This is a genomic window from Desulfitobacterium hafniense DCB-2 (assembly GCF_000021925.1).
Classification (GTDB): domain Bacteria; phylum Bacillota; class Desulfitobacteriia; order Desulfitobacteriales; family Desulfitobacteriaceae; genus Desulfitobacterium; species Desulfitobacterium hafniense.
On record NC_011830.1, the window covers coordinates 1,644,895 to 1,658,637 of the forward strand.

At 49.8% G+C, this 13,743-nt stretch carries 13 protein-coding genes and 1 other annotated feature; of the genes, 10 read left to right on the forward strand and 3 right to left on the reverse strand.

The genetic code is table 11. The features are described 5' to 3' along the window. The first annotated feature begins 27 nt into the window (after positions 1-27). The 5 genes from DHAF_RS07690 (at position 28) to DHAF_RS07710 (ending at position 5,329) form a co-directional block, all read left to right on the forward strand. Entirely contained in the window at positions 28-1,230 is a 1,203-nt protein-coding gene (locus tag DHAF_RS07690) for a molybdopterin molybdotransferase MoeA (protein ID WP_015943501.1), read from the forward strand. Further along, entirely contained in the window at positions 1,227-2,288 is a 1,062-nt protein-coding gene (locus tag DHAF_RS07695; RefSeq protein ID WP_005812499.1) for a FecCD family ABC transporter permease, read from the forward strand. Before DHAF_RS07690 ends, DHAF_RS07695 begins: the two co-directional genes overlap by 4 nt. Beyond that, complete coding sequence (locus DHAF_RS07700) at positions 2,288-3,076, forward strand: ABC transporter ATP-binding protein (protein ID WP_005812501.1); 789 nt, start codon at positions 2,288-2,290, stop codon at positions 3,074-3,076. The genes DHAF_RS07695 and DHAF_RS07700 overlap by 1 nt, the downstream gene beginning before the upstream one ends. A gap of 25 nt (positions 3,077-3,101) precedes the next feature. Then, positions 3,102-4,184 (forward strand): ABC transporter substrate-binding protein, encoded by a 1,083-nt coding sequence (locus DHAF_RS07705; RefSeq protein WP_015943503.1) that lies wholly within the window; start codon positions 3,102-3,104, stop codon positions 4,182-4,184. Between the two features lie 131 nt (positions 4,185-4,315). After that, entirely contained in the window at positions 4,316-5,329 is a 1,014-nt protein-coding gene (locus DHAF_RS07710; protein ID WP_015943504.1) for a radical SAM protein, read from the forward strand. Here DHAF_RS07710 and tyrS read toward each other — a convergent pair. Both tyrS and DHAF_RS07720 read right to left on the reverse strand, forming a co-directional pair. Then, on the reverse strand, positions 5,283-6,515 hold the full coding sequence (gene tyrS / locus DHAF_RS07715) for a tyrosine--tRNA ligase (protein ID WP_015943505.1): 1,233 nt from the start codon (positions 6,513-6,515) through the stop codon (positions 5,283-5,285). The two genes, DHAF_RS07710 and tyrS, sit on opposite strands and share 47 nt — an antisense overlap. A 52-nt stretch (positions 6,516-6,567) precedes the next feature. After that, positions 6,568-6,824, reverse strand: a binding site (T-box leader). A 295-nt stretch (positions 6,825-7,119) separates the two neighbouring features. After that, positions 7,120-7,266, reverse strand: a complete 147-nt coding sequence (locus tag DHAF_RS07720) for a small, acid-soluble spore protein, alpha/beta type (protein WP_005812514.1) — start codon at positions 7,264-7,266, stop codon at positions 7,120-7,122. Between the two features lie 172 nt (positions 7,267-7,438). Here DHAF_RS07720 and DHAF_RS07725 point away from each other — a divergent pair, with 172 nt between their 5' ends. After that, entirely contained in the window at positions 7,439-8,338 is a 900-nt protein-coding gene (locus DHAF_RS07725) for a hypothetical protein (RefSeq protein ID WP_015943506.1), read from the forward strand. A gap of 12 nt (positions 8,339-8,350) precedes the next feature. Here DHAF_RS07725 and nagB read toward each other — a convergent pair whose 3' ends face one another. Beyond that, positions 8,351-9,166, reverse strand: a complete 816-nt coding sequence (gene nagB, locus DHAF_RS07730; RefSeq protein WP_011461409.1) for a glucosamine-6-phosphate deaminase — start codon at positions 9,164-9,166, stop codon at positions 8,351-8,353. Positions 9,167-9,442: 276 nt separating this feature from the next. Between nagB and DHAF_RS07735 the strand changes: the two genes are divergently transcribed. The 4 genes from DHAF_RS07735 (at position 9,443) to DHAF_RS07750 (ending at position 13,675) form a co-directional block, all read left to right on the forward strand. Beyond that, positions 9,443-10,684: an efflux RND transporter periplasmic adaptor subunit gene (locus DHAF_RS07735; RefSeq protein ID WP_015943507.1), complete on the forward strand. Its 1,242-nt coding sequence runs from the start codon at positions 9,443-9,445 to the stop codon at positions 10,682-10,684. Then, positions 10,668-11,402, forward strand: coding sequence for an ABC transporter ATP-binding protein (locus tag DHAF_RS07740; RefSeq protein ID WP_005812523.1), 735 nt, complete (start codon positions 10,668-10,670; stop codon positions 11,400-11,402). Before DHAF_RS07735 ends, DHAF_RS07740 begins: the two co-directional genes overlap by 17 nt. Continuing rightward, entirely contained in the window at positions 11,399-12,592 is a 1,194-nt protein-coding gene (locus DHAF_RS07745) for an ABC transporter permease (protein ID WP_005812525.1), read from the forward strand. The genes DHAF_RS07740 and DHAF_RS07745 overlap by 4 nt, the downstream gene beginning before the upstream one ends. Before the next feature lie 222 nt (positions 12,593-12,814). Then, positions 12,815-13,675: an alpha/beta fold hydrolase gene (locus tag DHAF_RS07750; RefSeq protein WP_015943508.1), complete on the forward strand. Its 861-nt coding sequence runs from the start codon at positions 12,815-12,817 to the stop codon at positions 13,673-13,675. Positions 13,676-13,743: the final 68 nt, after the last annotated feature.

Sequence of the window (13,743 nt, forward strand, 5' to 3'; positions counted from 1 at the left end):
AATTTAACAAAGCAAAGGAGAAACAACATGAGTGAAGATACGAATTTGTTTATCACCAGAGGGGAGGCTTTGGAGCTGCTGTCCAGCTCCTGGAATCCGGAACAGGAAAGGGAATGGGTCTCCTTAAAAGACGCTTTAGGGCGGGTTACGGCAAAACCCCTCTACTCTCAAAATACCATGCCGGTTTACCGCATCTCCCAGTTGGATGGCATTGCCGTCCGCTCCAGTGATTTTATGAATGGCATCCCCGATACTTCAGGCTGGGTGAAAGGTGTGGACTATGTTCAGGCCGATACCGGGGATGACTTCCCCGATGAGTTCGATACGGTTATTCCCGTCGAGGATACTCATTACGACAGCGACGGCCGGCTTAGTTTGGCCAAGGGCCTTACTCTGAAAGCAGGAGACTGTGTAGGAGCGGCAGGAACAGCAGTGCGCCAGGGGGATCTGATCGCCGACGCTCAGGTCAGGCTGACTCCTTTGCACCTCAGCATGCTGGCCCTGAGCGGCATTTATCATTTGGAAGTGCTCCGGAAGCCCAGAGTCATTTATATCCCCACCGGAAGCGAATTGATTACAGCCGGAATCAGACCGGAGCGGGGTCAAACCATCGAGAGCAACAGCTTAATGGTAACCGCTTTGCTGGAGCAATGGGGAGCGGATGTGACCTGCTATCCCATTATCAAGGACAAGCCTGAGGAACTGGCGGAAGCTTTGGATAAAGCCCTGCAGGCCGCTGATCTTGTTTTGATCAACGGTGGCTCCTCCAAGGGCGCTGAGGATTTCAACACCGCTCTCCTGAGAAAAAGGGCCGATCTTTTCCGGCACGGAGTCAGGGCTATTCCCGGCCGACCGGTGGGTATGGCCATCATCGCTGGTAAACCGGTGATCAATATGCCCGGACCTACTTTTGCCACATTTTTGGCCATGGATTGGTGTGTCTCCGGTCTGGTCCATCATTATTACGGACTGCCGGCACCCCAGCGGCCGAAAGTCAAGGTCAGCTTAACCAAAGCTCTTGAGAAGCGGCCTGATTACGAATTCTATTTCAGGCTGATGGTGACCGGGAAGGACGGGGGCTATGAAGCCACTCCCCTGGGCTGGGATCGGAATCTGCCCGATTCCCTATTGAAAATGGACGCAATTTTGATCGTGCCCATCGGTGTTGCCGGGTATCAAGCAGGAGAAGAGGTTGAAGTGGAGCTCATGTGCGGGCCTGAATATCTTTGAACAACACTTCATTCAGTAATAAAGGGGAGTCAAGATTGAAGATCAGAAACAGTGAATATTTTGGTGTCAAGATCCTGCTCCTGGTAGCTTTAACAGTGGCATTGTTTTTCGGCTCCTTTCTGGTGGGACGCTATCCGATTCCCCCCCAGACGGTCATGGATATCATCCTCTCCCAATTTTTACCCATCCCCCAATACTGGGATTCTACCCTGGAAACGGTGGTTATGCAGGTACGCTTGCCCAGGATTGCCCTCGGTATTCTGGTGGGAGGGGCCCTGTCCGTTTCCGGTGCTTCTTACCAGACCCTGTTTAAGAACCCTATGGTCTCGCCGGATCTGCTGGGCGTGTCGGCGGGGGCGGGCTTCGGAGCGGCTCTGGCCATGATCAATGATGGTTCATGGTGGCAGATCCAGACCACGGCCTTTACTTTTGGCATGATCGCCGTTATAGCCGCCTATATCATCGCTTATGTCTTCGGGAGGCAGACGATTACGATCCTGATTCTGGGCGGGGTTGTGGTTTCCAGCTTGTTTCAGTCTTTGATTTCTATTATCAAGACCTTAGCCGATACGGAAAACCAATTGCCGGCCATTACCTTTTGGCTGATGGGGGGCTTGGGCAAAGGGGCCAATCAGGATGTGATGCTGATGCTGCCGGCCATGGTGCTTTCCCTGGCGCTGCTCTTCCTGTTTCGCAATCAAATCAATGCTCTGGCTGCCGGGGAGGATGAGGCGGCCACCATGGGGGTCAATGTGCCCCTGGTCAAGCTGATAGTCATCTGCAGCTCCACCCTGATGACGGTTTGCTCCGTCAGTATCTGCGGTATTATCGGCTGGGTGGGCATGGTCGTCCCCCATATTGCCCGGATGCTTACCGGTGCCAATTACTCTAAGTTGGTGGCCACATCCTTCTTTATCGGCGGGGTTTTTCTGCTCCTGATCGATAATATCATCCGCGGTGTGGAAGGGGTTGAACTCCCCCTCGGCGTACTGACAGCTTTGGTGGGTACTCCCGTCTTTGTCCTCCTGCTGTCCAGAGTGAAAAAGGGGTGGTCCTGATGCTGAGTGTTAAAAGCTTAAGTTTCCACTACCAACCGGAACGAATCATCCTCAAAGATATTTCCTTTGATCTGGACAGCCATGAGATTCTTTGCCTGCTGGGGCCCAACGGGACCGGTAAAACCACTCTGCTCAGATGCATCCTTTCCCTCAATAAAATGAAAAGCGGCCGGATTACCCTGAATGGTTTGGAGTTAAGCAAAATTTCCCCCAAAAGGCGGGCGGAGATGATGGCTTATGTCCCTCAGGCTACCACGGTGGCTTTCCCTTACGAAGCCGCGGAGATCGTACAGATGGGGCGGGTCGTCAATCTGTCCCTGGGAGCCCGGCCCTCGGCACGGGATCGGAAGCTGGCTGAAGAAGCCATGGAGAAGATGGGAATTCTGCACATGAGCAGCTATCCCTTTAATGAGATGAGCGGCGGAGAAAAGCAGATGGTGCTGATCGCCAGAGCCATTGCCCAACAGGCCAAAATTCTGGTCATGGATGAGCCTACCGCCAATCTGGATTATTATAACCAAGTAAAAATGCTCAAGGTGATCAAAGCCTTGGCTGAGCAGGGGTACGCCATCTTAATGACGTCCCATTTTCCGGATCACGCCTTTCTGGCCTGCAGCAAAGCGGTGCTCATGCGGGACGGCGTGATCATGGCCCAAGGACACCCTGATGAGGTCGTAACCACCGAGAATCTGACCAGGCTTTATTCTACCCCTGTCTGTGTAGCTGAAGCCAGATTGGATGCTATGGATACCGCTATGAAAGTGTGTATCCCGGTTATGAATAATTAAAAAACAAAACAAAAGGAGAGGTATCATGAAACTGAAAAGAAAAATTCTTGCCCTGCTTATGGCGGCTCTGCTTGCTGTGAGCCTGGCCGGCTGCGGACAAACCAGCCAGGCCCCTGCCAATCCACCGGCTGCACCAGAGGCCAGCACTCCAACTGAACGCACAGTCACCGATATGGCCGGACGCACAGTGACTCTGCCTGCTGAAGTTAAAACTGTAGGAACCTTCGGCTCCATCGGCGTTCTTAACGCCTTTGTGGAAACCCTGAGCGCAGGGGAAAGACTCGCCAACGAAGGCTCCCCATCCTTTGTCAAAAGCCCCACCTGGGAAAAATATCAGTACCAATTCACACCTCATATCAAGAATCTGAAACCTTTCCAAGGTGCGGACAACGAACTGCTGATGGAAAATATCCTGGCCGCCAAACCGGATGTTTGCCTGACCATGAGTACCGACCTGACCGAACAGCTGGAAAAGCAAGGACTCAATGTGGTTCAGCTTTCCTGGACGAAGACCGAAGATGTCAAAGAATGCATCACTCTCCTGGGCGAAGTGCTCAACCAGCAGGAAGTTGCCGCCGATTATCTGAAATACTTCGATGATATGTTGGCCAAAACGGCAGACCTGACCAAAGATATTAAGGATGCCGATAAGAAAACCGTGGTTTATGGCAACGTGAGCAAATTCTCCCAACCCCATGTGATCGCCGAATGGTGGATTGATAAAGCCGGCGGCATCAGCGTGACCAGCGAGGCTATGACGAAAGCGAATAAAGAATCCCTGACCTATACTCTGGAGGATTTGCTGAAGTGGAATCCGGATGTGATGTTCGTAGCCAGCGCCGCCGAGAAGAAAGACGTCCTGGCAGACGCCCGTTTGGGTGAGATTACCGCTGTCAAGAACGGCGCCATCTATATCGTCCCCCGCATTGCTCATGTCTGGGGCAACCGCACCACCGAACAGCCCCTGACCATTATGTGGGCTATGAACAAACTCTATCCCGAGATCGTAACGGACAGCCAGCTGGCGGAAGATATCTCCTACTTCTACAGCCACTTCTTCAAATACGATTTCAATGCTGACCAGCTTAAGGAGATTATGGGCCAATAATGATTGTGGCCGGCTGAGCAGCCGTTGCAACCCAGTAGCTCTGCGTTGACGCTGTACGTTTACGCAGAGCTACAATTCAATACAGCGGGACAATTCTACAGCGGATAATCCTATGGAAAAGAGGGAGTGACATGTATCCGAATTTAACCAGTGAGCAGGCTTTGCTCATTTTGCAAAGTGCCCGGAATCCGGATAAAGCCTATGATTTATTTGCCCAGGCGGCAGAAGTCAGAGACAAAGTTTTTGGTAAACGCTTATGGTGGTCTTCAGGCTCAGGCGGTATTTTCCCTTGCCTGGTCAAGCCCCGTTGCTCCTATTGCACTTATTATACAGAAAAGCTGTTTCCCACCGATGTTTTGCTGACAGGTCTGGAACTCATTGAAAGTTTGGGGATTCAGCAGTTCCATATCAGCGGCGGAACGGATCTGGACGAAGGGTATGACGAACAGCTGCTGGAGCTTGTGCAAGCCATTAAAACCCGTTCAGGCTTAAAGCTGGAAATCAATCTGGGACCGTCTTTTCGGCAAGAAACCGTTCTGGAGTTAAAGAAACTGGGCATCGACAGCGTTACCAGCTCCCTGGAGTGCAACACGCCGGCGATCTTTGCCAGGGCCAAGCCCGGTGATAGTCTGGAACGGCGCCGTGAATTGCTGCACCATTGTGAAGAGGCGGATATGCCCAGCCGCTCCATGATGCTCCTGGGACTGGGGGAAACCGATCAGGAGAGAATTGAGCATTTGTTCTATTTGCAGCAGTTTAAAAAACTCTATCAGCTGCGTTTATCCCGTTTTATGCCTTTTCCGGGAACTCTTTATAAGGACAGGTCCCGCTGCTCACCCTGGGATACTGCTCTGATCACGGCGATGGCCCGCCTGATTCTGCCCAATCTGGAGATCAGTTTGGCGGCAGGCAACAGCAATGATGATATACCCCTGTGGTATCTGGCGGGAGGGGGCAGCCAACTGCTCGGCGTATCCATCACCAGAAAGGAACCCCCGGCGACTCCGGATGTGGATGTCTATGCCATCGGGGAAGGAGCCTATGTGGTCGATAAGCGCCAACAGGTGGCCAGGGTCCTGGAGGGCATGAATCTGGAGGTTACTTGTGAGATGCCGGATTACCGGGCCCTTCAGTCACAATTTTAACAAAACATTTTTTACCGATTTTCAAGACATCTCCATCGGCTAAGACCCGGTCCAGATCACTGATTTTCTGCTGATTGAGCTGGACGCCCCCTTGTTGAACCAGACGTCTGAATTCCCCATTGCTGGCGGTAAAGCCACTTTGGACGAGGAGGGGAACAAGCTCAATCAGCCGGCTTCGGGCCTTGACGGGCAGCACGGGGAGCTGAGCGGGGATGGCCTTCTTGCTGAAGGCGGCCTCATAATATGCTTTGGCAGTCATGACATCCTGTTCTGTGTGATACAGCCGGGTGATGATCTCGGCCAAAGCATATTTGACATCCCGGGGATTTTTACCCTGGGCCAGCTCTACCCGGAAGGCTTCGATGCGGTCCGGGTGTTCATCAGTGGCCAGTTCAAAGTATTTCAGAATCAAGGGATCGGGGACTTCCATGACCTTTTTAAACATCACCGGGGCAGGCTCATAGACTCCGATATAGTTCCCCAGGCTCTTGCTCATTTTTTCCACGCCGTCCAGCCCTTCTAAAAGCGGCATAAACATGGCGATCTGTTGGGGCTGCCCCATGGCCTTTTGCAACGTCCTGCCCATGAGGATGTTAAAGGTCTGGTCGGTGCCGCCCAGCTCTATATCTGTTTGCAGAGCGACTGAATCATAGGCCTGCATTAAAGGGTAGAAGAACTCATGGATGCCGATGGGGACATTGCCGCTGAACCGCTTTTGGAAATCGTCCCGTTCCAGCATCCGGGCCACCGTAGTGGTGGCGGCAAGCTTGAGAACATCCTCGAAATTCAGTTTGCTGAGCCATTCACTATTATAACGGACCGTGGTTTTTTCCTTATCCAGCACCTTGAAGATCTGCTCGAAATAGGTGCGGGCATTTTCCTTAACCTGTTCATCGGAAAGGGCTGTGCGGCCCTTGGCTTTGCCGGATGGATCACCGATCTTGCCGGTAAAATCGCCGATCACGATCACCGCTTCGTGACCCAGATCCTGCAGCTGCTTAATTTTGCGCAGCACTACGGCATGGCCCAGATGAATATCCGGTGCGCTGGGATCAAGCCCCAGCTTGATGACCAGAGGGCGGCGGTTTTTATGGGATTCCGCCAGTTTGTTTTTCAGTTCCTCAGCATTGACCAGCATACTGACTCCTTTGGTAATGATCTGAAATTGTTCTGCTATTGTTTGCATAGTGACTCCTCCTTGATTAAAATAAAAACAAAAAACTCCCGTCCTTCATTGCCAGAAGGACGAGAGTATGCTCCCGTGTTACCACCTTACCTTTACGAACAATTCCCATTGCCCGCCTCTTCGAGTACGCCATGGATATGGGTATACTCTAGCACTATAACGTGTGCAGGAAACCGTCACAGCCTACTGAAAGATGTTCGGTGTGAAGCTCAAAGAGGTATTCATAACCAGCCTGCCAAGCGCCTCTCATCAGCCGGCAACTTTCTGTTTGCGGTACGGGTTATTACTTGTTCTTATCACAGCTTTTGTTTTGCTACTCCGAAATGCAGAAAGCTCTGCAAATCTTGATTGGAGATATTAAATTAGGGTCTATTGTAGTAAAGTAAGGGAGAGTTGTCAAGTGTCAACTCATGCACCAATTCAAAGGTCGGTTCGCTCAAGCGTCTGAGAAAGTTGCTCAGAAGGCAGGAGAGTGTTATGCTAGGCTGAAAAGGGTTAAACTGAAATAGGGGACCCGCTTCAGGGCGGGGGAAGTGGAATAAAGATTTTAATAGAGCGTAAAAATACTAAAGGCCAGCGTTTGCTGGCCTTTAGCGGCAGTTATTTATCGTTTGCCAAAGCTTTCAAATGTACGACGAACCATTTCTCCACCAACGGAACCGTTTTGACGGGAAGTGGCATCCGGACCTAAGGTGACGTTAAATTGGGTTGCTACCGTGTTTTTGTCTACAGGTAAATTGTACTTTGCCATGATTGATTACCTCCCAAGATGTTTAGTAGTTTAGGTTTTTTGAGGCTGAATCACTGATTCTAATTTACCCGATTTCAGGACAAATAATCAGGAAATTTATGGACTGTGAAGAGGAATGACATTGAAAAACCCGGTGGGAAGGCCTTGCATTATCATTGAAAGGATTTTGCGTATGGAGAAGCTTATTCATTTGCTTGAAGCTCATGGACCCCTGACAGGTAAAGAAATCCACGAAAAAACCGCCCTGAATCTTTTTGATCTTTGGGAGGAGTGCAATCAATGTGCTGATATTGTCACGACAGCCATTGGCACCAAGTATCTCAGGCTGGACAAACAGGTGGAAGGATTTGCCCGGCTTTCTCCTTCGATCATCAGAGAATTTTACAATTACACGGTGCTTAGTTTGCAGGAACAGTCTGAGGAAGCTCGGATCAAGGCGGAACAGCTCCATCAATCCATCATCAGGATCAGTAAAGATAAATTGGCGCTGGCCAAGGATATTATGGAAAAAATCATAGCAGCTCAGCCGGATCCGCAAGGTATTCAAGAAAAAACCTGCTTTATTATAGCAGGCGATGTGGCCTATGACATGGCTCATCTTGAACCAAGGCCTGAGTTTTCCACAGGTAAATTGGTCAATGGCTCTGATCTGGATATCGTGGTTATTTATCAAGGCTTGTCTGAAGAGATGATCAAAGAGCTGGACTCCGCCATCTATGAGTGGAAATTTTATTTACTTAAACATCCCGGTTATAAAGAGGAAATCGATTATGTGATCAAGGATCTTGCCACAGTGGAGAGGCAATTGGAATTTGTCGGATTTGAATCCATGGTGGCGGCTAAGGTTCTGGAGGAAGGGCAATTTTTGTGCGGAAACCAGGCCCTGTTTGCCGAGGTTAAAAGAAGGCTGGTCCAGGGCGGGATACCTGAGGTGTTAGAGGATCTAAAAGCCAGAGCTTCCCTGGAAAGAGAACAGGCCAGGAAACGGCTCCTGGCCTGTAGGGATTCAATTAACGATCAAGAAATGAGGCAGCTTTTTTATACCACCGATGAAAGAGAAGAGTTCTTTTGAAACTTAAAATTTTCACAACCCATACGCACATTTAATGTTTTCGGTATGTCTGTAATGAGCAGAGTTTGTTAATTGGGAAGCTGCTCCTTCATCAAGCACTACGGTGATTTCGCCGCTGTGCAGCTGGATAGCCGATGCGGTAACCTGAGAGGTCACGGGACCTTCTAAGCATTGGGCGACCATGCCGGCTTTTTTAGGGCCATTGACGATCATTAAAATATTCCTGGCTTCCAGGATGGTTCCGATGCCCATAGTGATGGCAAAATGAGGCATCTGGCTGCGCTCGATGCCGGCTTTCTTGTAGAAGGCTTCATAGTTATCATCCAGGGTCTGCTGAGTCAAGACCACAACCCGGGTTCTGGAACCGAGAGATGAACCGGGTTCATTGAAACCCCAATGACCGTCGCCGCCAAGTCCTAAAAGCTGCAGATCGATACCCCCGGCCTTTTTGATTTCGTCCTCATACCACTGGCAGAACTTTTTTGGTTCTTTGCTTAAGCCATCAGGTATGTGGATATTTTCTTTTTTGATATTAATATGTTTTAACAGCTCTTCGTGCATGAAGCGGGCATAGCTTTGATCCAGTGGATAAGGCTTCGCCAAATCCATTCCGGCTCCCAGGTATTCATCCAGATTAAAGGTCTTGACTTGGGAAAAGTCAAGGCCTTCTTCCTTATGTTTTCTGATCAGCTCCCGGTAAGTGCCGATGGGAGTGCTTCCCGTGGCCAGTCCCAGCACACAATCCGGCTTGGACCGAACATAACCGGCAATGATGTCTGCGGCATATAGACTCATATGTTCATAATTTTCTTTGATAATAATATCCATGTTTTTCTCCCAGCTCATTCTAATAATTAGGATTGAAGATACAATTAAAGATACTTATCTATTTTACTAAAAGTCTATGCAAAGATAAATACTCTTGGTATTAAAATCAATTTTAAAAAAAGGCAAAAGTCTTAGCAGATCATCAGGAAAATCATAGTTTTTATGGAAAAATTAATAGTTTCTTTATAAGTTTGCTGGGAAATTACTGTTATAATGAACCTATTGATATCTTGGTAATTTATGCAAAGAAATTATTTTATCTATCAGGAGGAGATTATGCAACCAGATGCCAGTATTGCAAACAATGTTCATGGAAGGGGTTCATTTTTGCGGAGACACCGCAAAAAACTAATCGTCGTCTTTATTTTGCTCGTCGGGGTGCTGATTGCTTCCCAGGTTTTGAGCCGGCAGGCCGGCTTGATCCCTGTAAGTGCGGCGGAAGTGGTTCAGGACGACTTCGAACAAAATGTCTTTGCCAGCGGTAAATTAGAAGTTAAAGACCTGGCTGAATTTAAGGCGGATACCAAGACCACGGTCCAGGAGATTCCGGTCAAGGCTGGAGATAAAGTAAGCAAAGGCCAGATTATCCTGGTGATGGATACCAGCAGCTTGAGTGTGGAAGCATCCCAAAAGGATCTGGAATGCAAGGAACTCCGGGTCAAAATCATCAACAGTGAATCAAACATCAGACTTTTTCAACAAGCCTATGACACGGCCCAAAAGGATTATAACAATACAAAAGTCCTGATGGAAAGCGGTGCGGCCAGCCTTAAGGAGTTGGAGCAGGCCGGGCAAAAGGTGACTGAGGCCCAGGAAAACTTAGTGGTAGAACAAGAGGCTAATTTACCTTTGCTTAAAGCTCAGCTGAAGCAAGCCGAAGTGCTCTACCAGAAAGCCCAGGAAAAATTGCAGAAAGCCACGATACATAGCCCTTATGATGGGACCGTCCTGAATTTGGCGGTCAAGGCCGGTCAGGAAGTGGAGAATGGAACCCTCCTGGCGCAAATCGGTAATCCGGCTCAGCTTTTGATTGAAACAGGGATCAATGAAGTGGACGCCGCCCTGCTTAAGGTAGGAGATCAGGTGGAAATAACCAACAGCGCCCTGCTTAAGGAACCCCTGCTTGGCAGTATTGAAACCATTGCTCCTACAGCCGAGGTGGTGGCAACCTCTCAAGGTGAGCAAACCCAAGTGAAAATCAGGATTAGTGTGCCGGCTACAGAAGGAGAATCTCCCTTAAAACCCGGTTTTAATGTTAATCTTAAAGTCATCCTCCAGCAAAAAGAGCAAGCATTGTTAGTTCCCTTGGAAGCAGTTATTGAGGGTGAAGGTCAGAAACTGGTCTATGTCGTGGGGCAGGATGGGATAGTGAGCGAAAAAGAAGTGCAGACAGGCTTAAGCAATGAGCTGTTCATGGAAATTGTCGCGGGTCTTCAAGTGGGAGAAAAGGTCATTCTGAACCCCGATGGACAAATCAAGGACGGAGTGCAGGTGATCGTTAATGCTCAAAGCAACTGACTTAGTTAAGGTCTACCATACGGAGAAAATTGCCGTTACGGCCTTGAAAGGGGTTACCTTCCATATCGCGGCCGGCAGTTTTGTGGCGATTATGGGCCCTTCAGGTTCAGGGAAATCCACATTGATGAATATTTTAGGGTGCCTGGACACGCCCACCGCCGGGCAGTATATCCTGGATGGACTGGATGTTTCCCATATGGAGGAGCAAGATCTGGCCAAGGTCCGCAACCTTAAAATCGGCTTTGTCTTCCAGACCTTTAATCTCTTGCCGAGAATATCCTGCTTGCGCAATGTTGAGCTGCCGATGATCTATGCCGGAATTGCGGAAAAGGAAAGAAAAGAGAAAGCTTACAATGCCCTGGAAAAAGTGGGGCTGCTGAAGTGGGCGGCTCATCGCCCCACAGAAATATCGGGGGGGCAGAGACAGCGGGTAGCCATTGCCCGGGCTTTGGTCAATAATCCGGCCATCATCATGGCCGATGAACCCACCGGCAATCTCGACACCCGCTCGGGAGAAGAAGTGATGGCGATCTTTCAGGAGCTTCATCAGCAAGGGGCTACCATCGTCCTGGTCACCCATGAACCGGAAATCGCCCGGCATACCCAGAGAATCCTTAAATTCCGGGATGGTCTGCTCAGGGAAGATGAAGGGGTGCAAGAGCCGGTTCAGGCCAGAGACATTCTGGCCGGACTCCCTGCTGAGGAGGAGCCGGTATGAATTTAAAAGAATGCATTCAGGTTGCTTTCGAAGGGATCAGAGCCAACAAAATGCGCTCGGCCCTGACCATGCTCGGCATTATTATCGGGGTAGCGGCCGTCATTACCGTAGTGGCCATCGGGCAGGTGGGCCAGGCGGCGATTATGTCTTCTCTGGAGAAGATGGGCACCAATTTGTTTTGTGTCTATCCCCGCAGTGATGAACAATCTTCTCTTACCGAAGCTGATATGATGACCGTTCAGGATTTAGAGGTCATCCGCAATGTAGCCACCGATATTCAATACATTTCCCCGGCTGATTCATGGTCTTTTTCTGCCCAATATGAAAGAAAGAGCAAACAGGTCTATGCTTATGGGGTTTGGCCTGAGTACAAGCAGATCAGAAATATTCAGCTGGAAAAAGGCCGGTTCCTGTCCGAAGAAGATGAAAAGGGAGGCCGGAGGGTAGCGGTCATCGACAGCAAGCTGGCAGAAGACCTGTTCGGCCGGGGAGAAGCTCTGAAAAAGCAAATCACGATCTTTGGCGCCTCCTATACGGTCATTGGCATAACCCAGCGGGATGACAGTTTCCTGATGGGCGGGCCGAATCAGCGTTCATCCCTGTATATTCCCTACTCCGCTTTGCGGACCATGGTTAATATCGATTATGTTCCTTATGTGGAAGGCAGTGCCGTGAGCAAGGATAAAACCGACAGCGCTATGAACCAGGCCAAAAAGATCCTGAACAGCCGTCATCATGCGGAGGATCGGTATTATGCCTATAGCCTGCAGCAGGATGTGGAACAGATTGACACCATTATGACCATCTTGCAGCTGGTAATCGGCTCTGTCGCTGCGATCTCCCTCTTGGTAGGGGGGATCGGGGTCATGAATATCATGCTGGTCTCAGTGACTGAGCGGACAAGGGAGATCGGCATCCGCAAGGCTTTAGGAGCCAGATATAAGGATATTATGATCCAATTTCTCATTGAGGCAGTGGTCATCTGTTCCATAGGCGGGGCCATCGGTGCTTTGCTTGGCATCGGCGGCGGTGTCCTGGCCGCGGGCTTGGCGAAGATTCCGCCGGCCATCTCCCCCCTCACGATTGTGATTGCTTTTGGCTTTTCCACGACCATCGGGCTTTTCTTCGGCCTTTACCCGGCCCGCAAAGCCGCTAAGATGAGTCCTGTTGAAGCTTTGCGTTATGAGTAATGTGTTAATGCAGATATAGAATAAGCAGTAAAATCCCCTGCGGAGATTAAACCGGCAGGGGATTTCTCACTATGTAAAAAGTAAAAAACTTGCACACTATACTTTCTAAGCATAAGGGCAGCTAGGCAGCCGCTTTCCCCAGCGGCTCAGCTACAGCCGGGCTTTCTTTAATAATAAAAGGGGAATGATTAAGAAAGAATAGAATGGAGGGGGTTGAGCATAATGGCTGTTGATATTAATAAGAAGATGATTACGGTGCAGGGCATAAACATACAATGCTTTGATGCCGGAAATGGCGTGGCAACGATTGTCCTGTTACATGGCGCCGGAGTGGATTCAGCCATGATGTCCTGGGCTGAGGTTATACGGCTCTTGGGAGAAAACTATAGGGTGATTGCTCCCGATTTGCCCGGTTATGGCGGCAGCGACTCCATTGACGGTGAATACACCCTTGAGTTCTACACTGAAACAGTGAAAGGGATTATCGAAGCATTCCAATGCCCGCCGGTGGTGCTGGTGGGGCTTTCCCTGGGCGGTGGCATTAGTTTGAATATGGCCCTTAATTATCCCGGGCTGATCCGATTATTGGTGCCTGTCGACGCCTGGGGGCTGTTTCCCAAGCTTCCCTATCACCGTTTGACTCATTGGTACACCCGCTCGAAATTAAACGACAATTTATACCAATGGACCGGCAAGTACCCCGCTATTGTTCGTTGGTCCCTGGCCTACAACTTATTCGGAGATAAGTCAAAGGTCACCGAGGCTTTGGTGGAAGAGGTCCGGGATGGGATGCTGGAGCCTGAGGCCGGGAAACCCTTTATCTCCTTTCAAAGAAGCGAAATCACCAGGACCGGTTTGCACACGGATTTGTATAGCCGCCTCGGGGAAATAGCCATGCCAACCCTTCTGATCCATGGCAGCAAGGATAAGGCGGTGCCCCTCAAAGACGCTTTGGCGGCCAGCAAGCTGATCCCCAATTGCCAACTGCATATTATGGAAGGCTGCCGGCACTGGCCCCAGAAAGAGCGCCCCGAGGAGTTTGCCAGAGTAGTGGGGGATTTCATCGCCGGACAAAACCTGTGAACAACTGTTTGTATGACAAATAGTGTTGTGGTACACTTTGAGAAGGACTTAAAGAAGCATAGAAAGGT

What these genes read in the sequence shown, in the direction of transcription:
- tyrS (WP_015943505.1), bottom strand. Translation starts at nt 6,515, where the DNA reads ATGCAAACAATAGCAGAACAATTTCAGATCATTACCAAAGGAGTCAGT.
- DHAF_RS07710 (WP_015943504.1), top strand. Translation starts at nt 4,316, where the DNA reads ATGTATCCGAATTTAACCAGTGAGCAGGCTTTGCTCATTTTGCAAAGT.
- DHAF_RS07735 (WP_015943507.1), top strand. Translation starts at nt 9,443, where the DNA reads ATGCAACCAGATGCCAGTATTGCAAACAATGTTCATGGAAGGGGTTCA.
- DHAF_RS07745 (WP_005812525.1), top strand. Translation starts at nt 11,399, where the DNA reads ATGAATTTAAAAGAATGCATTCAGGTTGCTTTCGAAGGGATCAGAGCC.
- nagB (WP_011461409.1), bottom strand. Translation starts at nt 9,166, where the DNA reads ATGGATATTATTATCAAAGAAAATTATGAACATATGAGTCTATATGCC.
- DHAF_RS07750 (WP_015943508.1), top strand. Translation starts at nt 12,815, where the DNA reads ATGGCTGTTGATATTAATAAGAAGATGATTACGGTGCAGGGCATAAAC.
- DHAF_RS07700 (WP_005812501.1), top strand. Translation starts at nt 2,288, where the DNA reads ATGCTGAGTGTTAAAAGCTTAAGTTTCCACTACCAACCGGAACGAATC.
- DHAF_RS07705 (WP_015943503.1), top strand. Translation starts at nt 3,102, where the DNA reads ATGAAACTGAAAAGAAAAATTCTTGCCCTGCTTATGGCGGCTCTGCTT.
- DHAF_RS07740 (WP_005812523.1), top strand. Translation starts at nt 10,668, where the DNA reads ATGCTCAAAGCAACTGACTTAGTTAAGGTCTACCATACGGAGAAAATT.
- DHAF_RS07690 (WP_015943501.1), top strand. Translation starts at nt 28, where the DNA reads ATGAGTGAAGATACGAATTTGTTTATCACCAGAGGGGAGGCTTTGGAG.
- DHAF_RS07720 (WP_005812514.1), bottom strand. Translation starts at nt 7,266, where the DNA reads ATGGCAAAGTACAATTTACCTGTAGACAAAAACACGGTAGCAACCCAA.
- DHAF_RS07725 (WP_015943506.1), top strand. Translation starts at nt 7,439, where the DNA reads ATGGAGAAGCTTATTCATTTGCTTGAAGCTCATGGACCCCTGACAGGT.